This window comes from Bordetella tumulicola, from assembly GCF_965138755.1.
GTDB classification, from domain to species: Bacteria; Pseudomonadota; Gammaproteobacteria; order Burkholderiales; family Burkholderiaceae_B; genus Bordetella_A; species Bordetella_A tumulicola.
The window spans coordinates 148,328-165,527 of the sequence record NZ_CBCSFP010000012.1; the positions used below are offsets into that span (position 1 = coordinate 148,328).

The window sequence follows — 17,200 nt, forward strand, 5'->3', positions numbered from 1 at the left end:
ATCCTATCGGGTGCCGGGCCACGTATGACGACCATTGTCTCGACTGATCCGGAAGATCAGACAATTCAATATGACTTGATTGAGCTTGGGCCCGAGACCATAGCCCCTTACGCTCGACCTATTGATGTGCCAGTTGCCACGACGGTATCCCCGACGAAAGCCTTTGAGATTCGTTTGGTACCCGGTGACGTGCTGCAGATCATCATCGCGGATATCGGTGAGGAAAATGCCATGTTTGCGCCGTTGGCAACGGGGGGCACAAAGTTCGAGGCCCGTGTTGATTCCGCAGGAAAAATTTCGTTGCCCTACGCCGGGCGATTTTCGGTAGCCGGGAAGACGCCGGATGGGGTAGGAAGCGAAATTCAGCGCCGATTGCGAGACGTGGCGACCGACCCGCAGGTGATGGTCAGCCTGCTTGGTGATGTGTCCGGTTCGGTGTTGGTTGCGGGGGCCGTAAAGGCGCCTGGCAGATTTTCTGCTCTTCAAGGGCCGTTGACATTGCTGGATGCCATTAATTTGGCAGGTGGCCCAGTGTTAGAACCTCATCTTGTTGACGTGACCGTGCGAAATGGTAAAGAGGCACAAGTCTACTCTTACCAAAGTCTATTGAATGGACTGAATCGACCGGTTTCCCCGCGTTCGGAAATTGTCGTTTCCAGGTCGAAGAAGCGTTTCGTCGCTATGGGAGCTGTGGGCCAACCGGGTTTGCACGACCTTCCGTCCGATCAGTCCAGTTTGTTAGAGGTGCTTGGGACGGCGGGATGGCTGGATGAGTCCAAGGCTGATCCTCATGGAGTTTTTGTATTCCGCCTATCGCGTATGCCAGGTGCGGCAGAGGCTACCCCGGAGGTTTTCGCCCTCAATATGCGTGACCCTGCAGCTGTATTCTTGGCAAAACAGTTTCTAGTACAGCCCGAAGATGCTATCTATGTAACAAATGCCGCTGTCTATGAATGGCAGAAGATCATCACGCCTATCGTCCAGGCCATAGCGGCTGGAAGAACGTTGCAAAATGGGTTCTAACCTGCTCGGTAGGCTTGAATATAGGACTGTCATTTTCATGTATGTCTAATAGGGTATCGTGATGTCGTACCTTTGTTCATACGGAGCTCCTTAAACTATAGGTCAATAGCCTATTGACGTTCTTTTGAGCTAGACAGTTGCTATATCACATTATTAGCACAAAGCGATGATTTTGGGGCACTGCAATCAGATTGCTTCAGTGCGAAATTAATCGTGTGAAATTTGATATGGGTAGTGATTTTTGATGCTATTCGGTATTTTAATCAAGACACCGGGTGTTGCAGGTTGGGTTCACTTTACAGTAATCCGTAACAGTCCGGATTTTCGATGAGCATTGAATGTCCTATCAGAATTGATGGTTGGTTGACAATTTTTAAGTAATTTGTGCTTGGCAAGACACTTCGATAATGTAGCGACGAATTGTTAGGCCTGGTTTCGAGCGATTGAGGGTATTTAATGAAAATTGCTATTGCAGGTACAGGTTATGTTGGGTTATCCAACGGCATATTGCTCGCTCAGAACCACGAGGTTGTAGCACTGGATATTATCCCAGAAAAAGTTGAAATGCTTGAACGCAAAGAGTCTCCGATCGTAGATTCGGAAATTGAGTTTTATCTGAAAAATAAGCCACTTAATTTTCGGGCTACTCTTGACAAGCATGAAGCGTATGTTGATTCTGATTATGTAATTATTGCTACACCTACGGATTATGATCCTGAAACGGATTATTTTAATACCAACTCTATTGAGGTGGTGATTCGTGATGTTATGGCCATCAATCCGCAATCGATTATGGTCATAAAATCAACGGTGCCAGTTGGCTATACGCAGAGAATAAGTCAAGAATTGGGTTGTGAGAACTTATTTTTTTCACCAGAGTTTTTGCGTGAAGGAAAAGCGCTTTATGATAATTTACATCCGTCTCGAATCGTGATTGGTGAAATATCGGATCGAGCTAGAGTGTTCGCAGAATTACTGTGTCAGGGCGCTGTGAGACAGGACGTTCCTGTGCTTTACACGGATTCTACCGAAGCGGAAGCAATTAAATTATTTGCGAATACTTACTTGGCTATGCGAGTCTCATTTTTTAATGAGTTAGATACCTACGCAGCTATTCATGGCTTAGATACTAAGCAAATTATCGACGGAGTGTGTTTAGATCCTCGTATCGCTAGTGGGTACAACAATCCTTCCTTTGGTTATGGTGGTTATTGTTTGCCAAAGGATACAAAGCAGCTTCTTGCTAACTATAGATTGGTGCCGCAAAATTTAATTCAAGCTATTGTTGCATCTAACACCACACGCAAGGATTTTATCGCTGAAGATATTTTGCAGCGGAACCCAACTGTGGTTGGCATTCATCGACTTATCATGAAGAGTGGGTCCGACAATTTCCGATCGTCTAGCATTCAAGGCGTGATGAAACGTCTTAAAGCCAAGGGTGTAGAGATCATTGTTTATGAACCTACGATCGATAGTAGTGAATTTTATCGCTCTCGCGTGATAAAGGATCTGGAGGAATTTAAGAGAATGTCTGATGTGATTATAAGTAATCGCATGACTGATGCACTCGAAAATGTGGCTGATAAAGTTTATACCAGGGATATTTTTGGTAGTGACTAAATAGATTTGTAGTTTTAAAAGGCTTCAGTGTAACTTTATACAATGATATAAGGTTAATTCAGGCAGGATTTTTAAAGGCAGGCGACGGATATTTTTTCAGATATTAGCGCATGATTGATGGGGTCTCTGTAAGTACCGAGTTATAAATACTGTTTTAAGGTATTTTTGATCAACGTAATCCGTTTTAGTTATGGATTATTTGAATATGTACTAGTATCTAGAGCCTTATTGTAAAGGGGAATTTCGTGAGAAAACTCTGTAGCGTAGAAGCCGAGCCCCTATTTTGAAAACATAAAAATATTTTTTTATAATATTTCGTCGTAATGAAATGTATTGTTTTTTTGTTTATCATAAAACCAGCGCAGTAATTTTGTAGTATTTTTTAAAAATATTCTAGGTTTTCGATTTAGATATATAAGCGGCCTCATGCGTGATGGCTACGATGAATTTCGGATGTAAATTTCGAATGTTCATCAAATGAACGAGGTATTCGGCGAATGGGCACTTCACATGGTCGTAGGGAGCGAAATTCTGATCACTCCAATGACTCTTCAAACGATAAGGCGCTTCGAGCGCGTGCGGAGGGTAATCGGGTACAGCCTGAGGCATACATTTCGCCCCTAGGGGAATCTCTGGACTCTGGAAATAGTCAAGTTGAACGATTGCAGAGACAACTTCAGGAGATGGCGTGTCAGCAACAGGATTTCACCGCTAAACTCGATGAGCGCAATCGTGAGATTGCTGATTTAATTGTAATGCTTGAGGCCAGAGATGCCGCTGTAGGGCGCTTGCTTAAACAAGAAGAGTTCGCGGAGAATTTAGCCTCTACAACCGAGCATGAAGATGCAGTATATGCGGAGCGTCCAGCAGATAAATCTAGTGCTCTGTCTCACAGTGAAGCAGAGCATGATACGCTGGGAATATACGAACAGACTATTATCGAACTTTCAAAAGAGACTGAAAGTTTGAATGCTGAAATAGCGTTTGTGCGCAACGAACTTTTAGCCGCACGTAAACAGATCGTCCAAATTGAACGCGAGAGAAATAAAGCTAAGCAGGAGCTACAAGCTCATTTTACTGAAACGGCAAATTTAACCTCCCAACTCGAGGATGCGTCGCAAGAGATTCAGCTTCTTCGGCAAGAATGGTCGAGCGCAAAAAGCGAGGTAACAGCTGCGAGCGTTACAGGAACAACTGTTAAACCTTCGACGAAGAAGTTGTTTCGATCATTGAAGTCTTGGGTGAACGGTAACGACGGTGGAAGAAAAGTGAAGAAAGCTTTGACGGCTGAGATAGAAATAGTGCAGGGTTCAGAGTATTTTAATGCGACTTGGTATCTTGAAACCTATCCCGACGTTGCGAAAAGTGGTATGGAACCAGCCATGCATTATGTGAAATTTGGTGCAATGGAAGGACGTGACCCCGGCCCCAGGTTCTCAACAATGGGGTATATCCGCGAGTATCCTGCCGTGTTAGATCAAAAGATGAATCCCTTAGTTCACTATATGACGTTTGGGAAAGTTAAGTAATTGTCTTCTATTAATGTTGCTAGAGAAAAATGGGTTTCTGTAAGAATTCAAGGGATTGCAATGGCGCATCTGATGATCAATGAGAATCATATTAAAGCTATAGAAAATTCAGGTTTATTTGATAAGGAGTGGTACCTTAATGAGTATCCTGATGTCGCTCTATCGGGCTTGGACCCGATAGTTCATTACTATAAATATGGTGCGTCGTTGGGAAGAAATCCTGGACCGGAATTCGATAGTAAATTTTATCTTGCCAGTAATCCTGACGTCCAATCAGCTGGTGTAAATCCATTGTTACATTACACGCAATTCGGGCAGAAGGAAAATCGAGAGATTAAACCATCTAGTGCATTGACTAATTCTGTTTCCATGTTTAATGACTCTACCGGTGTTTACACTGATTTCGATCTTTCACGGGAGGCTGAATTCCTGCAAGAAATAGCAAGTCGTTTCAGTGCTTTAGCCACATCTTCACTTCCATTGGTATCTGTTGTGATGCCAACATGGAATCGAGGGGATCGTATTCAGAAGGCGATTGAGTCGGTACTGGAACAGAACTATCCGAAATTTGAGATTCTAGTTTGTGATGATGGTAGTCGTGACGATACCGCTCGTATCGTGGCTGCAATGGCAAAGAAAGACCCCCGTATTCGCTATTTTCTTTTGAGCCATCAGGGTGTGTCGGCGGCTCGCAACCATGGATTGTCGAATGCAGAAGGGGGCTTGATAGCTTACTTGGATAGCGACAATACATGGCGCCCATCCTTTCTTTCGACAATGGTCACCTATATGATGACCGAGAAATTGGATTGTGCTTATTCTGGAATGCGGATTTCCGGTCTCAAATATCGCGGACAGTCTTTTGACCGAGAAGCTCTGTTATCGAGAAACTATATAGATTTAAATACTTTTGTGCATCGACGCTCATTGGCTATTAATCGGGGCGGCTTTGATGAATCTCTGCGCCGAATGGTGGACTGGGATTTAATTTTTCGTTATACCAAAGATTCGGTAACCGAATATGCTGCATTCGTGGGCGTCGAATATGATGATAGATGGGGCCGTGATCGCATTACATCGACTGAAAGCGGGGCTTGGGAGCATGTGGTTCGCAGCAAGCTGCTAATTGATTGGAATGAGATTAAACAAGGGCTTCAGGCTCGTAGAAAAGCTAGGCTCTCGATTGTTATTTCCGTTGGTGAGCAAAGTAGCGCAGGTGAACTGGCGCAAGCTATCGAAAATTGGCGCGCGGAAATTGGCGCGAAGGTCCGCGATCTGGAATTCGTGTTAGTGTCATCGGCGAATGAGTTACAGACACGTACTTTATTGGAGGCTCGTACTCCGGATAATATTTTGCTTGTAGATGTGCCGGCTCGAGCTAATCTCGCTTTCCGATTTAATCGGGGCGTTGCTACCAGTTCCGGTAGCGTCATCGTCTTGACACAACCGAACGTTATTCCCTCTGCAGAATGGGGTGACAGCATTGGCCAGATGTTGGATCACAAATTAGATGCTAGTGTTTTGTACGCGCAATATGTCAAAGATGATTGTGGCGAGGCGAGTGTGCGTCAAGGCAGCGTTCTTAGAGACGTTCACCATTCTATTGAAGAGACTCATGACAGATATTGCTTATTGGCAAGTACTGCTGAAGATTATGTCTTCGCACAAGGACTAGAAGCGGGTTGCGCAGATAACTTAGTATTTTCCGAGTTGATTGAACGTGGTAAGGAGCTTGGATGGGAAGCTATTTGGCTGGATGGATTCAGTCAGGCTGTGGTTGACACAGAACACATCGTTGCGCGGGCCTTGGCGGAGCAAAATCAAGAACATAGTCTGCCAAATTTTGTTGATCCTTTTGATGAGAGAGTAAGGCGTCAGCTTCGTGCTTTGGCTGAGGGTAAGGCCGAAGATTTGGTTGCATTTCAGGCACCTGGTTTGACAGGTGCTTGGCATTTCACTACTCCGTATACCGTCAGTGGTTGGTGCATGGATTTAAGTAATCCAGGCGCGCCAGTATCGGTTACGTTAACGTCAGATGGACATCCAATCGCGACGATAGTAGCCAACCAAAAGACCATCGCAAGGGAAACGGGTTTATCGCTGGTTGTGCCAATTGGTTTTCGATTTGACCTTTCTGAAATTGAGGGTATGAAAGGAGAGCAACGGTTAAATGTCCTGCCGACAAATGGCGGTCTTTTGCTCCCTGGTCAAGCCCGAACTGTGCAGCTTCCGGAGTCGGGGGCTAACCCAGAATTATTAGTCACCATTGACGAGAAAGCGAATAGCGGGGATTTAGCCTCCGCCTATTTATTAGCTCGAAGAGCCGTTTTTGACGGTGTATATGGAGTAGCCGAGCGTTTCTTGGTACTTGATTTTGCGCTGAGACAGGACTGGCATTGCTATCCCGATTTTTTAGCAAGCGTGACAGGAATCGTACGGCCACAGTTAGCAGGTACGGTTCAGCACCTTTATGAAATTAACGTATTGGGTACGGCATACACGAATAGTGTGGCACCACCTATATCTGGCTTACCTAAAAAATATATAGAGTTGTTATCCGACTATCCTAGAAATCGCAGTTCGAAATTGGAAGAACAGATAGAACAAGCAGCGTTGTGGCATACGTTAGACGCGATTCCTCGCAATCTTAGCATTGAGCGAGATTATGCTGCCATAGAGATAGTATTGGCATACCCAGAACAAAAAGAGCCATCCGTTGTTGCGTCTCAGTGGCAATCGCTCTCGGAACTTGGCTGCCGTATCGTACGTCTAGAAGACAAGTCGAACGGATATCACACTGCTCGATGGCAGTTACGCATGAGCGAGCCACGGTATATCGGCGTCGGCTCCATTGGATATTTGGCTGGCCTACTCGATTCCGGTGCGCAGGTACGACACTCAGTGTCCGTTTTGGACGTACACGATAGCTTTGCGAGCATGGATTTAATTGCTCGTGCAACGGACACTGTCGTGTCAACACAAGCGTTAGAACGTGTGCACCATATTACGACGATTTCTGATTCATCAGCCGTTCGAATCGAATGTCGAGGGTATAAAATTGCTGATGAAACTCCTTGGCAGAAGGCTCGCAATAGTTGCTTGGTATTTCATGACCTCCCCCACGATGCGTCACTACAACCTTTGCCAAGAGGTGCTGTTACGGTCAGCATGCGGCAATCGTCGGATGCCTCTTCCGTAGATCTAGCATCTGGCGGTACGGGCTATCCGTTGTTGCAAATAGCTAAGTATTTAGAGGCTCATCAAGTTCCTGATGAAACGGTTGTTTTTGTGCTGTTAGAGGCGTTCAAATATCCGACAGGGTACGTAGAAGATTTTGTTCGAAAATCTGTCGCGAACGGTAATCGCTCTGTTGTTTTGGTGCCAGTGGCATATCAACGCACGGAGGCAGAATTTCGAGTAAGTCTTGCAAGTGGTGGTGATGTTTCCTATCTCGGCATGCTCCCATTGGGCGGTTATACGGTTCACGATATTAAGGAAAGTTTGAATCAGTTTTCGAACTACGCTTCCTATGTGGTCGCAGCTACTCGATTGCCTTTCATAGTTGAAGGGAGCGCTGACGCTGAGCATGCTTCTAATAATGCATTGAAAGCCAACCGCCTGTTAGGCGGAAGCTACGCTAACTCCGCTGAGCACAATAAGGGCTTCGTCAGCGATGTGCGCGCGCATTGGTATGGAGCAGCCGAGACTTTCGATCAGGTTCGTATCGGAGGGTCTTGGGAAGGATTGGCTGAACTGGACCGCGTCGCAGCAGCTCAACCGGGGACGCCGCTGAAATTGGATAAGTTCCCTACGGAACTGCTGCGAAAAGCTGCAACGACAGGGCAAGAGTTAGTCGCGCAAACTTATTTGAGGCGCTACATGGAGGATCCTGAAACGCCCAAGCGTATGAGCGAGGAGGATTTGTCTGGTGTTGTAGATATGTGCAAATTTCTTGGATGTCAGGAAGATTTTGCGCGCGTATTTTCACACAATGCTCCAGCCCTGATCAAGCGGTTCCCCAACCATATCATCCCCATTTTCGAGATGTTTGCAATCAGTCTGCCGCCAGGTGATTTGAATGCAATTGTGTTGGCAATCGCTCCAATGATTCTACAAGCCTCTGCTAAGCGGATTGTCTTTAGGCTAGTGGACATGTGCCGGAAGTATTGTTCGGCTCGTACGCTTTTCTTGTTAATTGGAATGATTGAACAGTCTTCTCATAAGGAGCTTTTGACTTCCTCCAACTTATCCAGAGAGATCGGCGAGGCTTTATTTTCTGCACAGTTAGATCCGGACGAATTTAAGTACGTTCCAAACATACAGTTTTATTTATCACATGCACCTCTTTTACCGCGTATTGTTGATGCGGTAATTCGTCATCAACGTGACGACTTTGTGCAATTGATAAAGATCTATTTTGCTGAGCAACATGAACCTCAAGCGCTGTTGCGGACATTGAGAATTTACTCCAGTGAGATTAGTCAATTGGGACTGAGTTCCGGAGAAATTCCATACCCTGCCAAGATTGCGCGCATGGATTTGTTAGGTTTGGCAATTCTATTTGGCGATACCGATATTGTGCGTAAGTATGTGCCTGTTCAACAGGACACGGAGTCCAGTATCATCGATGACGTCGGTATTGTGGCTGCAAGTTATGATCGTAATAACCATTTGATTCAGGCCGCATTCGAACGTTGGGGTGACGTGCATGATGTGGCGACTATGCCTTTTATTGGTGAGTCTATTCACAGTTTGTTCGAGGGCTTTGCCAATCAGGCACCTCTTCCTCCTGTGTCAGGAGAATCGGGTCGAGTGAGCGCAATAGTTACCGTTTACAACCCCGATCTGGACTTGATGAGGTTGGCAGTTGTTTCTTTGTTGAAACAGACTTACGACGACGTTGAGGTCATAGTCGTGGATGATGGCAGCGACCTTGTCGATTCGAAAGCCATCGAAGACATTGCATTGTTAGACTCCCGAATCAAATTCATTCGTATGGTAAAAAATTCCGGTCCTTATGTGTGTCGTAATCGGGCACTGGAGATCGCTACAGGTGAATTTATTGCAATTCAAGATGGGGATGATTATGCTCATCCGCAGCGCTTTGAAAAGCAAGTTGCAGCTTTTTTGCAGGATCCATTGCTCAGATTGTGCACTGCGTCGCACGTCCGCGTGGACAGTATGGCAAGGTTTCAATTCGAACACAGTCTTGAACTACGTGGTGACGGTACTATGACATCGATGTTCCGGCGTGATGTGTTCAACGCATTGGGTGGTTTTGCGCAAGTTCGCTCGCGCGGCGATGTAGAGTTTCGTGAGCGGCTAAAAGCATCTTATGGCAAACATACATATACTCATATCGATTATCCCTTACTTTATTGTTTTGCAACTGCCGCCAGTTTGTCGAATCGTACTGCGCGCAATAACTTGGCGTTCCTTTCTCTATTCAGAGACGCTTTTGGTAAACGTATGAGAGTGCCAGTGATTAATGATCGACAGCTTTGTGCTACAACCCCTGTTGTGGTTCCTTACCCTTTGCGCCCGGAATGCTAAATGGAAAAAGTGATCATTAGTCTGGCTGCGATTAGCAGTCGTATGGCAAATTTGCATTTGACTTTAGTGTCTTTGTTAGAACAGGATTTTACCGATTTCGAGATACGAGTTCACGTATCACCGGATGCGTTCTTACTGGATGAGGGAGTCGTTGACATTCCTGTTGAGTGTCAAAAATTGCTTGAGCGCACTGATAAAATCAAATGGCTATATACACGAAATATTGGATCGTATCGCAAGCTATTACCTGTGTTGGCTGACCCATTGGTTAATAATGCGTTGATCGTTACTGCTGATGATGATACCGTTTATCCGGCAGATTGGCTGTCGACGTTAGTCTATTATTATCGACGCTATCATTGCATTATAAGTTACCGAGGTCATAACATGAGGCGAGACGCTAATGGATTTGTGCCATACCGTCGCTGGATGAAAGCTAAGATCGGCAAAAATCCTAGCCTCTTTTTATTGCCAACCGGAAAGGATGGTGTTCTTTATCACACGTCGTTCTTTGATAGAGATGTATTGAATGTTCACCAAGCGATGCGTTTAGCTCGTACGGCAGACGATCTATGGTTTAAATGGCATACAGCGATTAATGATATACCAGTTTATATGGTGCATACGGACTATTCAGCTAATACATTGGTTGCCACAGACGACAATGGCCCGTCACTTTATTTAATGTTTAATGAAAAAGGTGGCAACGACAAGGCTATACATTCGTTAGAGTCTTATCTCGATTCAAGGGGGCAGGCTCGATTAGCTTCACTTCAAGAGTGATGCTGCTGACTATAAACTTAAAAGGTTTTTGATAATATGCATTGCGTCCCGACCAGAGTGCTATTGGCCTTCTTTCTTGTATTTGTGGCGGGTGGTGCTGCAGCAAAAGATGAACCCGCGCGCTCGAATAAGGCTACACATGCTAGGGCGTCAGCTGATTATAATCAATCAGCTGTGGCTCGCAGTAAGGCATGCGGCCCAGTAAACTCAAAAACGATGGTTTATGAGGTGAAGGACTACTGGCACGGTTTGACGCAGTGCATGAGACAATTACGTGATGTATGGAATCATGGGGGACCAGATACGCTACGCACAATTAGCGGTAAGAAAGTTCGAATTCAAGATCTCGTGCGCAACCAAATTGTTTCTGAGCTTCAGAAACCTTATGTACGCTTTTATTCGAATAAAGATAAAGGAAATGCTAAGGGGTTGACGTATGCAGAGGTTGTAGATGCTGAGTTTAAAATAAAGCCTGGTATTGAACGTGTAGCGCTGACCAATTCAATTGGGGTTCCATACAATGGTATGGGACAGTCTGGAATGGCTTATTTTCTCAGTCAGTTTGCGAGATTGTCGAAGAAGGCTGGTGGAGAAATTGGCATGAGAGATGCCGCTTTTTATAGATCCATCGCTATGCTTTCTGTCAATACTTTGCTGACAGACACTACTGAAGGTGGCCTCGCCACTTCAGTCAAATGTGATAAATCTCCGGAATTGCAGTGCACTTGGTTTCATTCAGTGACACGACGAGATCTTCCTTCCATAGCGGGTGGCACGCTAAATCAGAATTTACACGTTGTACGTGATTTGGGTTTAATCGCGGACTCCATGAATGATACGTCTACTGAAAAAAAGCGGATTAATAATGCCGTTCGCGCAGGAGTTAATCAACTCGTATTCTCTAACGGCCACGTTGGTGCGAATACCTCTCCAAATTTTGCAGATTTCCTGAGCGCTCCAGTAGGTATTGGCAAAGTGCACTGGCTTTACTACGGAGTAAGGGTCGATAACGATAAGAAGGGCGGGTATTTTTTAAATAGTAAAGGTAAAGATTGCGGCTATCAGATGCATGTATTGGATTTGCTTAGTAGCATACTAGCAAGAGCTGAGAAGCTAAATGAGTTGCCTGACGAATTTAAAAGTTGCTCGGCTTCCGCCGCTTCAGCATATCAAACTATACTTGCTGTAGATGCAACACCTAATGTACAAAAGAACTGGTCCGCGAACGACGGACGGGATTATCAATGTAATGATGTTACCCGTAAGGCGACACGAAAAAGTAAATTTCTGAATAAATTATACGGCTCCTGCGCTTGGAATGAGAGTCTAGATAAAGAGCTGACTAAATCGCCTAGTGGCCCGTAAAATTAAAAGTAGTAAGCGCTGCTCCATTTCTATTCGGAGAAGTGCTTACGATTCTCATGACACATTGCCGTTCGTCTTCGTGCTAAAAAAAAGAAAAGACATTCCGATACCATCGATGCTCCATTGGTACATAGAGATATCGGCTCTCACTCTACTTGTCGCCAGCATCAGCTGTGTCGGCTTTGTCGTCTGCCGTCTCTAATGCGCTCATAATATTTTTATAGAGCCGAACAGCGTACGCACCGTCTAAGCGCGCCTGTTCGATCGTGAATTTATTGACGTCTTTCTTGGTATTATTGAGAATCAAATCGGCAGACACAGTTGATCGGGTGACATTGCTAGCTAATGTCGCTATCGCAAACTCAACCGCTAAGTGCTGATTAGAAAGCGCAGCTGAATCCGATTTAGTTTCATTGATTACCATTGCCATATCCTCTGATATCAATCGGAAGAGCAATGGTGGAAGATGTTGGGGTGCAATGCGGTCTCGACTCGCCTGTCTTTGGTCTTGTAATGAAATCGGCGTCTCGTTTGGGAAAATATCAACGAACGGCGCGTGTATAGCGGTTATAGATGAGTGGCCCTCATTACCTCCTGTCAATCCCAGCAATTCGTCATAAATTTCACCGAGTATCTTACTTATCAGTTCTGGACGAATAGCAAGCGCTTTCTTAATGCAGTCCTGAGCTATCCGCATCCGCGTCTCTGCGGACATATCCACGAGCGTCAGGACCGCACGGCGAAGATCCTTTGTTGAGCGTGGGTTAAATAGCAAAATATATGACGATTCAGGAAATAGCTCCCGCATTGCCGAAGTATCAGGCGCCACGATGGGCACTCCCAACGTTAACGCCAGGATGGCTACACCGGAGGTAAGCACTTTGTGATACGGTAATATCAACCCCGCGTGAGATCTTAGAAGCTCGGCAACTTCCGCAACAGGCACGTTATCAAGACTATATTTGATATCCGAACGACTTTGCGTTTGAGCTAGCAGATCATTTAAAAAGCTATCTGCCCGTACGGGTTTGCCGCAAATATGCAAGGTTAATTGATGAGCCACCATAAATTCTTCAGGTAGCTTCTGTACTAAGTCGGGGATACCTTTATAAGCGCGCACCAAGCCAAAATGCAAAAGCATGCGCGGATGCTTCGGTGGCCGTCCGGCGAGTGCGATAGTTTGATCCGCCGGCTCGTAGACGTCAAAATATGCGGGATGTGGCAAAACTCTGACTGTGGATAAACTGGTAAGCCCAGTTTGAGCTTGCAATGTCGATAGCGCCGTCTGGTTATGTACCAGAATACGATGAGACAACGCTGCGAGTTCTTTGCGTAGAGATACAAGCGTCTGGACGAATCGCCATTCATGGGGCTTGACGTTGTGCAACGTCCAGATTACCTTTCCTCCCAAAGCAACATAGTGCTTTAACTTCCTCACATACTCTTGCCGTACACGAACTGCTCGTGCAGTCGTCGTGCACCGTGCAAAAAGAGACTCCTCCCAGTGAATATGATACAGCGAGTGCTTATGGAGCCGTTGCAGAGTAATTGCCTGACTTAGAGATCCCGAAGCGAGCTGATATCTAGATTCGATCGCAGTGTAAAGTAATTTTTGATAAGGATTGCTGTAGACTTGTGAGTTAAAGACTTTAATCGCCATGACGAGCTGCTCCGGCCTGGGGTTACTCCACTTCCTCTCAGTGAACTGAAAATTGGCATACTGCGCGGCAATGCGCTCGCCAGACGTGGCGGTGCGTACACAACACCCTTTGGTTCGTTTACTAAGTTATTCATTACTCGGCGCAAATTTCCCGGCAAGTATAAAATTCGCCTTCTGGTTGATAAAACGAACCATCGACCTGAAGCACTGGGCTTGCTCTGTCCTTCCGGACAGGTTGTTTAATCTAACAAGCCACCGTCTCAAACTGCATGGAGTTTACGTAGCTCAGCGTTGAATGCTGGCATCGTGCATTGTAAAACCTTTCTATATAGTCGAGTACCGCGGCCCAGTGTCGGCTATCAACAGTCAGATCATGTCGGCTTGCGTTGAGCAGTCCCGATGTGACGTGAGGAAAAGTCCATCATTACTGTGACGTAGGGCTTGCCTTCGACGGTTCAGACAGAAGTGAAGTCGTCTACCGACGTCCGATTGAGTGCTTTAACCGTAATAAAGCCTCTGCCCGGTAATTCGCGGCGACTGTGCGTGCTGAACGGGATCCGTATCCGGCGGATGACGGCGGCGCTTGTTCAGCGCCACAAGTTTGGTTCCGATTCAATTGTGCCTCGCGATGTCTATCATAATGTTCCCACCATTTGCGCAGATCGCGCCATGCGGGGGGCTGCCATACGTCCTATCGCTGGTGTCAGTGGTCGTTCAATAATCCTCAACGGGGGAATTGGGTGATTCTTGACAAATTTCTCGACTTCTTACTGTTGGATGCGCTTGAGCGATTTGCTAGGCGTCGTCTCCCAACTACTCTCGCGGATCTGTCCAACCTAGCGCCTATGGCGCTAGGAACCAGACAAGATTCCGTGCGACGTGCGATACGTTGTTGTTGGGCTGTTCAGCCGACCGAAATGTTTCGTGCTTGAGCCCGTACATGAAATGCCTTCCGCCTCGCGCTATCGCTTCTCTCTCGATGCATGATCATGCTGTCTGGCCCGTCTGGAAAGGGAGGCAAGCCCAGCAATTAATAGGTAATATTAGGTGATGCTAGCCCAGAATTAATAGGTAAATTATAGGTAGTTAAATTCACAATTATCTATGCTAACATCAGCCAACATTAAACTTCTTGTGGTTAACAATGGCTCTCAAAGGTAGAAAAAAAGCTGTCGTGGTCGGCCCCTACCGGGTTCACAATTTCGGTGATGACTTGGTCGGTGCGATTCTAGCGAAGCACTTACAGCGGGAGGGATACAATGTCTCGGTGCCGCGACTTGGTAAGAGCAACGCTGAATGGCTGGGGACTAGCTTCACCGAGACATACGATGGGTTGCTTAAGAGCGCAGATCTTATTGTTGTGGGCGGTGGCGGAATTATGTCTGACACCTCTGGTTCGAAACCTGGCGCGTCATATCTGGATATTGTTGCTCGCGCGGCCATTGCTGGCGAGCTGACAGGCAAGAAGGTTGTTGTCACCAGCGTTGGTGCTGGCCCCTGGATTCTTGAACGCTCCAAAATGCTCGCTTTTGGAGTGTCATTGATTGCACAAAAAATCGGCGTCCGAGACCAGCAGTCCTTGGATCACCTTGCGAGCATCGGTGTGAGTGGTGAGAAGGTCGTGCTAGGAGCGGATTGTGCGCTGCTTAGTTCTGATTACCTGGACTTCGCGGCCAAACCTAGCGGCAAGATCGGCCTCCAGTTTGATATAGCGCAGTTTAAGGACGTACAAGAGAATCCCGATCTTGAGTTGATTGCTGAGGCCGTGAGGACTTACGCAAACACTCATGCGTCGAATGTTGTTTTGGTGGCGAATGGTTGGCGTCAGCCTACGCTCGCTGCCCACGCTCCGTCCAGCGAGACTCTTACGTACCAACACTTGCAAGAGTTTCTTCCCCGTCTTGCTGGACTGAAAGCGCTTTTTACTTCTCATCTGCACTTGGCTATTACGTCGTATTCGCAGCGTATTCCGACGTTCTCTCTTTATGTGCGTGAGAAGACAAAACGGTTCTATGACCAAATTGGCCATCCGGAACGCGCTATTGATCTTCGTACTGCTAAGCTTGAGGACTTCAAGCGGTTCATTGCAGCTACCGAGGCTGCGGTCTGGACTGATGAGGATGAGGCCACGCTGCAGAGACTACAGGGACAAGCCAGATCATTGCTCGCGTTCGTGGATTAGCCCGAGCCATTGTTTCGAGAACGTTGTCGATCGTTGCTTCGTTCATCGAAACGAATAGCTGTTGCCTACTTTTTGGGGCAACGGTGAGGAGCAGCAGAACGAGGTAACTGGGTGAACTCGTTTTGCGACCAAGTTTCTGTTTTGGTGTCGCGTTGGGCGTGAGTGGCGGGGCGATAGGCCGCCATTCCAACATCATTCTCAGCGGATGAGTTTGGCGTTGCTACCATAGCGAATGTTTTTCGGGGTACGTTGTTGTTACTCGAAAATCTGATGCAGGGCGCGCGGGTCACATGCTCGGCGGGGAAGGGAAGCTCCCCCCATGCTCAGCCCAAGCGATTGTAGTTATTCGCTACATTGAGCAGCCGAATACTACTGTCGTCGGCCAATTGGTTGTGCATGAAATCAATGGATCGGGCTTGGTTAACATCCATAGCGGGTCTTGAAGGCTCTGGCCTTTCGGACATGATCCCACCCTTGAAGCGTTCTCCAACATGCATCGTTCGGCTGTCAGGTTGTTTCCTCCAATTCCTTGAGCCGGACTATGATCTGGCCGTCCGTGTAATGGGACGCCTTCATCATGTTGAATCTCAAGATCATGGAAATCCTACTTCTGCTCACTACAGATATTTTGAAGGATTAGCGGATACTGGCGATTGCACCCGATACGTCGTTTATGAGGGAACCGTACCAAGAGTCATTACATCATTTGCTATTTGATCCACGCTCCGGCGACGGATCTGCGGCATGCTCGTCGCAGTCACGGTGGGAGTCATGTAGCCGCGGAGTCGTATTCTTTAAAAATCAACGATAGACAACGTTTGGTGACATAACAGTCCAGTCTCGTGTACCGTTTCTTTTCCAATTAATATCAGAAGGCGCAACGATGGCAACTCGTGTATCTAAAGCTGCTGCGGCAGAACTCTCCAATCAGCAATTAGCGCTAGAGCTTGTGAAAGCAACGTTAGTAGGTAATGTCGCCAGATCCGCTGTGTTAGATGAGTTGATCATGAATAACACCAAGAAAGACGTCAGTAAATTTACTGTTGAACGAGCGCGTTTGGACGCTGCCTATGCCGTGCGGCTTTATCGAAACATTCTGAGCCGGTTGGAACCGCCGATAGAAGCGCTGGCGACGCCGGGGTCCGCCAACGTAAAGTAGGGACGTGCTAGGTATCGAATCTATTGCGGCCCGGGATGATCGGCGGCCGTGCCTCTAACCTGGCTGAGTTCACTGTGCAGCGATGGCTCTAGTCGCCACCGCGATCTACGTGTCCGCTCTCAGACACTGAGGCACGATTTCCGTCCCTAAGACCTGCAAGAATGGGCGTAAGTACGCCGAGAATGTTATTGGTCTTCCTCATATCTGCAGATCTGCAGCAGCTGAATTTAAGAATGGAAAGTGGCGTAGGGTCACGATTTCGTGCTCAAACACTTGCATCCCCGTTCCTACAGGTTCGTCCACATTTTTCGGCGGGGTGGGTT

Annotated in this window: 9 protein-coding genes; 8 read left to right on the forward strand and 1 reads right to left on the reverse strand. The window is 46.7% G+C overall.

The features are described 5' to 3' along the window. Window positions 1-24: 24 nt before the first annotated feature. The 6 genes from ACNAZS_RS22835 to ACNAZS_RS22860 all read left to right on the forward strand — a co-directional run bounded on the left by ACNAZS_RS22835 (window position 25) and on the right by ACNAZS_RS22860 (window position 11,876). On the forward strand, window positions 25-1,023 hold the full coding sequence (locus tag ACNAZS_RS22835; protein ID WP_415792818.1) for a polysaccharide biosynthesis/export family protein: 999 nt from the start codon (window positions 25-27) through the stop codon (window positions 1,021-1,023). A gap of 456 nt (window positions 1,024-1,479) precedes the next feature. Further along, window positions 1,480-2,646 (forward strand): nucleotide sugar dehydrogenase, encoded by a 1,167-nt coding sequence (locus tag ACNAZS_RS22840; RefSeq protein ID WP_415792819.1) that lies wholly within the window; start codon window positions 1,480-1,482, stop codon window positions 2,644-2,646. Window positions 2,647-3,143: 497 nt separating this feature from the next. Beyond that, entirely contained in the window at window positions 3,144-4,175 is a 1,032-nt protein-coding gene (locus ACNAZS_RS22845; protein WP_415792820.1) for a hypothetical protein, read from the forward strand. Continuing rightward, window positions 4,176-9,728 carry a glycosyltransferase family 2 protein gene (locus tag ACNAZS_RS22850; protein ID WP_415792821.1) on the forward strand — a complete coding sequence of 1,851 codons (5,553 nt, stop codon included), beginning with the start codon at window positions 4,176-4,178 and terminating at the stop codon, window positions 9,726-9,728. Then, complete coding sequence (locus ACNAZS_RS22855; RefSeq protein ID WP_415792822.1) at window positions 9,729-10,511, forward strand: glycosyltransferase family A protein; 783 nt, start codon at window positions 9,729-9,731, stop codon at window positions 10,509-10,511. It abuts the gene before it with no gap. Between the two features lie 63 nt (window positions 10,512-10,574). Beyond that, the gene (locus tag ACNAZS_RS22860) at window positions 10,575-11,876 is read left to right on the forward strand and encodes a hypothetical protein (RefSeq protein ID WP_415792823.1); all 1,302 of its coding nucleotides are present in this window, start codon (window positions 10,575-10,577) and stop codon (window positions 11,874-11,876) included. A gap of 151 nt (window positions 11,877-12,027) precedes the next feature. On the opposite strand, the gene ACNAZS_RS22865 is transcribed toward ACNAZS_RS22860, so the two are convergent. Beyond that, on the reverse strand, window positions 12,028-13,536 hold the full coding sequence (locus tag ACNAZS_RS22865; protein WP_415792824.1) for a glycosyltransferase: 1,509 nt from the start codon (window positions 13,534-13,536) through the stop codon (window positions 12,028-12,030). A 1,144-nt stretch (window positions 13,537-14,680) separates the two neighbouring features. Here ACNAZS_RS22865 and ACNAZS_RS22870 point away from each other — a divergent pair. Both ACNAZS_RS22870 and ACNAZS_RS22875 read left to right on the forward strand, forming a co-directional pair. After that, window positions 14,681-15,718, forward strand: coding sequence for a polysaccharide pyruvyl transferase family protein (locus tag ACNAZS_RS22870; RefSeq protein ID WP_415792825.1), 1,038 nt, complete (start codon window positions 14,681-14,683; stop codon window positions 15,716-15,718). Window positions 15,719-16,601: 883 nt separating this feature from the next. Then, a complete protein-coding gene (locus ACNAZS_RS22875) occupies window positions 16,602-16,877 on the forward strand; it encodes a hypothetical protein (RefSeq protein WP_415792826.1) in 276 nt (91 codons plus the stop codon). Window positions 16,878-17,200 lie beyond the last annotated feature (323 nt).

Excerpts from the sequence above, each read along its gene's own strand:
- ACNAZS_RS22855 (WP_415792822.1), top strand. The coding sequence starts at position 9,729 with ATGGAAAAAGTGATCATTAGTCTGGCTGCGATTAGCAGTCGTATGGCA.
- ACNAZS_RS22875 (WP_415792826.1), top strand. The coding sequence starts at position 16,602 with ATGGCAACTCGTGTATCTAAAGCTGCTGCGGCAGAACTCTCCAATCAG.
- ACNAZS_RS22845 (WP_415792820.1), top strand. The coding sequence starts at position 3,144 with ATGGGCACTTCACATGGTCGTAGGGAGCGAAATTCTGATCACTCCAAT.
- ACNAZS_RS22865 (WP_415792824.1), bottom strand. The coding sequence starts at position 13,536 with ATGGCGATTAAAGTCTTTAACTCACAAGTCTACAGCAATCCTTATCAA.
- ACNAZS_RS22870 (WP_415792825.1), top strand. The coding sequence starts at position 14,681 with ATGGCTCTCAAAGGTAGAAAAAAAGCTGTCGTGGTCGGCCCCTACCGG.
- ACNAZS_RS22840 (WP_415792819.1), top strand. The coding sequence starts at position 1,480 with ATGAAAATTGCTATTGCAGGTACAGGTTATGTTGGGTTATCCAACGGC.
- ACNAZS_RS22835 (WP_415792818.1), top strand. The coding sequence starts at position 25 with ATGACGACCATTGTCTCGACTGATCCGGAAGATCAGACAATTCAATAT.